The organism is Luedemannella flava (genome assembly GCF_039528515.1).
GTDB classification, from domain to species: domain Bacteria; phylum Actinomycetota; class Actinomycetes; order Mycobacteriales; family Micromonosporaceae; genus Luedemannella; species Luedemannella flava.
This window is the reverse complement of the sequence record NZ_BAAALT010000096.1, coordinates 1-4,193: the sequence shown is the minus strand read 5'-3', so window position 1 is coordinate 4,193 and position 4,193 is coordinate 1. Positions and strand designations below refer to the sequence as shown.

Below are 4,193 nucleotides of genomic sequence, written 5' to 3'. Positions count from 1 at the left end.
GCGACGGCCTCCGGGGCGACGGTCGCGGCCGGCTCGGCCGCCCCCGGCGCGGCCGGCGTGGTCGGGGTCGCGGGAGCGGCGGCGGGCTCGGCCTCCGGGACGCGGGCGGCGTGCAGCTCCTTCTCCAGCTTGCGGACCTGCGCCTTGAGGGCGGCTACCTCGTCCGCGGACACCAGGCCCACCTTGGACAGGGCGCGGTCGACCTCCTGTTTGACCATCTTGCCGACGATCTCACGGTTGGCCGCACCGGCCGTCAACAGGTCGTTGGCCATCTGCTGCACCTGCTCGGCCTTCGCGCCCCCGCGGCCGACGAGTCGCTTGACCACCTTCGTGGCCTGCTTGCGCGAAGCCTCGGTCGCGCCGAGTGCCATCTCAAGGTATGTCCGCCACGCATCCGCCATTACCGGAGCTCCTTCCGCCCGTATCGTTGTCACGTGCCGGCTCCACGCTACCGGCCGCATGTGTCGACCTTGTGCACCACCGGCCCCCCGAGCGAGGAGAGCAGCATGGCGACCGTCGAACAGTGCCGGCAGGCGCTGGGTGAGCTGGCCGGAAAACTCGCCGGCAGCCCCGACGCGGTTGCCCGGCTCGACCTCGACCGACCGCTCGCCTGCCGCATCCGCGACCTCGACGTCGCCTTCCACGGCCGGCTGGCCGGGGGCCGCATCGTCGACCTCGCCGATGGTGACGACCCGGCCGCGAGGATCCGGCTGGAGATCGGCAGCGACGACCTGCTCGCGCTGGTCGCCGGCGAGCTGAACTTCGCCGCCGCCTGGGCCTCGGGGCGGGCGTCGGTGAAGGCGAGCTTCGGTGACCTGCTCAAGCTCAGGAAGCTGCTGTGACCGCTCCGGCGGGCAGCCGCAGCGCTGCCAGGGCGCGCTCCGCGTCCGTACCCACCGGGGTGGGCTGACCCGGACGGCCGCCAGCCGCCCAGGCCACGGCGACCAGCGCGCGCAGCGCGTCGAGCGGATCGCCCGCGCCGTCCAGGACGAGCCGGTCGCCGTCGGCCACCACCCGCCAGCCGCCCGCCGCCACGCCCTCGGCGGGGTCGGCGCACGCCGGGATCCGTACCTGCGCCTCCGGCACGAACAGTCCACTGAGGTCGGTCGCGAGGTGCGTGGGGCGCTGGGCGGGGACGACGTCGAGCAGGTCGGCGGGCTGGGTGACGCCGGTGAGCACGAGCAGGCTCGGCATCCGGGCCACGTTGGCGCCCTCGATGTCGGTGTCCAGCCGGTCGCCCACGACGAGCGGCCGCGCGGCCTCATAGCGCTGCGCGGCGACCTCGAACAGCGCCGGCTCGGGCTTGCCGACCACCGCGTCGGGCTGGCGGCCCAGCGCGTGCGCGAGCGCGGCGACGAGGCTGCCGTTGCCCGGTAGCGGGCCGCGCGGCGACGGCAGGGTGGCGTCGGTGTTGGTCGCCGCCCACCGCGCGCCGGCCCGGATCGCGACGCTGGCCTCGGCCAGGTCGACCCAGCCGATCTGCGGCCCGTACCCCTGCACGACCGCGACCGGCGCGTCGGCCGCGCCGGACACGGGCAGCAGGCCCGCCTCGGCCACGACGGCGCGCAGCGCCGGCGAGCCGACGACGAGCACCGGCGAGCCGGGCGGGTAGTCGGTCGCGAGCAGCCGCGCGGCGGCCTCGGCCGAGGTGAGCACCTCGCTCGCCTTCGCGGGCACGCCTCCAGCGCCGAGCCGGTCGGCGACCTCCTGCGCGCGCCGCGAGGCGTTGTTCGTCGCGTACGCCACGGCGGTGCCGGCCGCCGCGAGCCGCGCGATCGCGTCCGCGGCTCCCGGCACCGGCTCCGTGCCGATGTAGACGACACCATCAAGATCAAAAACAATCAGGTCGTACGTCGTAGCGAGCGTCACCTGCGGCAGGGTCACGGCTTCGGCGTCCGGTCGTCGCCGCCTGTCGTGGTCGCGGTGTCCGTCGTCCCGGCGTCGAGGTTGCCCGCGTCGTCGAGGTCGTCGTCCGTCGGCGTCTCGTCGTCCTCGTCGAACGTGTCCTCGTCGACGCCCGGCTTGCGGTCGTCGGCGTCCGTTCCGGTGGCCGCGTCGTCGTCCAGGTCGGTGACGTCCTCGTCGTAGTAGTCGTCCTCGTTCTCGAGGTCGCCGGCCAGCTCGTCACCTACGGGCTGGGCCGCCTCCGACTCCTCGTCGTGGCTCTCGTCCTCGTCTTCCTCGTCCTCGTCTTCCTCGTCCTCGTCTTCGTCTTCGTCGTCTTCCTCGTCGAAGTCGTCGTGGTCGTCTTCGTCGTGGTCGTCTTCGTCGTCGAAGTCGTCCTCGTCGTCTCCGTCCTCGTCGTCGTCTTCGTCGAAGTCGTCTTCGTCGTGGTCGTCTTCGTCGTCCTCGTCGAAGTCGTCGTCCTCGTCGTCGAACTCGTCCTCGTCGGCCTCGTAGGCGTCGCTCTCGGAACCGGCCTCGCGGTCGCCGACCTTACCGGCGGCCTCGGCGTCGCCGCCCTCTGCGCGGCCCTCGGCGCCCTCGTCCTCGCCGTGCTCCTCTGCTTCCTCGGCCTCCTCGGCCTCCTCGATGAGGACGCCGTCGAGTTCGAGCAGGCGCTCGGCGGCGTCGGTGACGCCGTCCTCGTCGGTCTCGGCGGCGCGCGCGAACCACTCGCGCGCCTCCTCGCGCCGGCCCACGCCGAGCAGCGCGTCGGCGTACGCGTAGCGCAGCCGGGCCGCCCACGGCTCGTCGGAGCCCAGCTCGCGCACCTGGAGCATGCTCACGGCCGCGTCACGCTGGCCCAGGTCGCCCCGGGCGCCGGCGGCCACGATGAGCAGCTCGACAGCCTCCGACGGCGCCAGCTCGTCCCGGTCCGCGGCCCGGTAGATGTCCACCGCCCGCTCCGGCCGGCCGAGCGCCCGCTCGCAGTCGGCGATGATCGCGATGTGCGACTGGGTACCGGTCATCCGGTGGTAGGTGCGCAGCTCCGCGATGGCGGTCTGCCAGTCCCCCGCCCGGTACGCCGCCAGGCCGACGGCCTCACGCACCGCGGCCACCCGCGACGCGAGCCGCCGTGCCACGAGTGCGTGCGCGAGCGCCGTGTCCGGCTCCGCGTCGATGAGCTCGCCTGTCGCCAGCAGCCGCAGCGCCACCTTCTCGGCCACCGGCCGGGCCAGGGAACTCAGCTGGTCGCGCACCTCGCGGTCCAGGCTGCGCGGGTCCAGGTCCTCGGGCAACGCCGGACCCTCGTCCCGGCGGCCGCGCGGCTGCTCGTCGCCCTCGCCGCCACGCCAGCCGGCGCGCGCATCGTCACGGTCGCGGTAGGGCCGATCGCCGCGGTCGCGGTAACCACCACGGTCGCCGCCATCGCGGAAGCCGCCACGTTCGCCCTCGCGGTAACCACCCCGGGCGCCGTAGCCGCCACGCTCGCCGGAACCACCGCGGTCCCCGTAGCCGCCGCGGTCGCCCGCGTTGCCACGGTCACCGTATCCGCCCCGGTCGCGCGTGCCCGGACGGTCGCCCCGGTCCCGGTAGCCCGGCCGGTTCGCGCCCTCGCGGGAGCCCGGACGGTCGTACGCCGGCCGGTCACCCCGCTCGCGGAACGTCCGCTCGCCGCCAGCCCGGTCGCCCCGGTCACGGAAGCCCTGCCGGTCTCCGCCCCGGTCGCCGAAACTCTGACTGTCGCGGTCCGGCCGGTCACCGCGTCCGGTGTAGCCCGCCTGGTCGCGGTCGGTCCGGTCACGGAATCCACGCTCGCCGCCGGTCGACCGGTCCCGGCCGCCGAACCCGCTCCGCTCGTCACGGTCGCGGTAGCCGCCAGGCCGACCCTCACGGGACGCGCCGTAGCCGCCTCGGTCACGGTCGCGGTGTCCGCCGCGGTCACCGCCCGGACGCGAACGGTCGCCGAACGACTGAGAACGGTCGTCGCGTCCCCGGAAGCCGCCCTCGCGCCGGTCGCCGCGCTCGCCAGCCCCGCCCCGGTCGCCATAGCTCCGGTCGCCCTGACCGGCGCGGTCGCCGTAGCCACGGCCGGTCGCGCCACCGCGGCCGCCCGCGTCGCGCCCCGAACCGGCACGATCGCCATAACCGCCACGTCCCGCCGAGCCGCCGCGGTCGCCGTAGCTGCCGCGTCCTCCCGAGCCGTCCCGGTCGCCGTAGCTGCCGCGTCCTCCCGAACTGCTGCGGTCGCCATACCCGCGTGCTCCGGAGTCACCCCGGTCGCTGTAACCGCCGCGCCCGGCCGAGCC

The 4,193-nt window shown here is 75.1% G+C and carries 3 protein-coding genes and 1 pseudogene; 1 reads left to right on the top strand and 3 read right to left on the bottom strand.

Features of this window, described 5'->3' with window-relative positions; translation table 11 throughout:
* Positions 1–401 (bottom strand): phasin family protein (locus ABD211_RS16805; protein WP_425560433.1); only part of this gene is annotated, 401 nt, incomplete at its 3' end.
* Between the two features lie 105 nt (positions 402–506).
* On the opposite strand from ABD211_RS16805, the gene ABD211_RS16800 reads away from it, so the two are divergent.
* Positions 507–842 carry a sterol-binding protein gene (locus ABD211_RS16800; protein WP_344132165.1) on the top strand — a complete coding sequence of 112 codons (336 nt, stop codon included), beginning with the start codon at positions 507–509 and terminating at the stop codon, positions 840–842.
* On the opposite strand, the gene ABD211_RS16795 is transcribed toward ABD211_RS16800, so the two are convergent.
* Together ABD211_RS16795 and ABD211_RS16790 are read right to left on the bottom strand one after the other, a co-directional pair.
* On the bottom strand, positions 826–1,869 hold the full coding sequence (locus ABD211_RS16795) for an HAD-IIA family hydrolase (protein ID WP_344132163.1): 1,044 nt from the start codon (positions 1,867–1,869) through the stop codon (positions 826–828). The genes ABD211_RS16800 and ABD211_RS16795 overlap by 17 nt on opposite strands.
* 416 nt (positions 1,870–2,285) lie before the next feature.
* A pseudogene (locus ABD211_RS16790) lies at positions 2,286–3,098 on the bottom strand (tetratricopeptide repeat protein); the annotation flags it as partial.
* Positions 3,099–4,193: the final 1,095 nt, after the last annotated feature.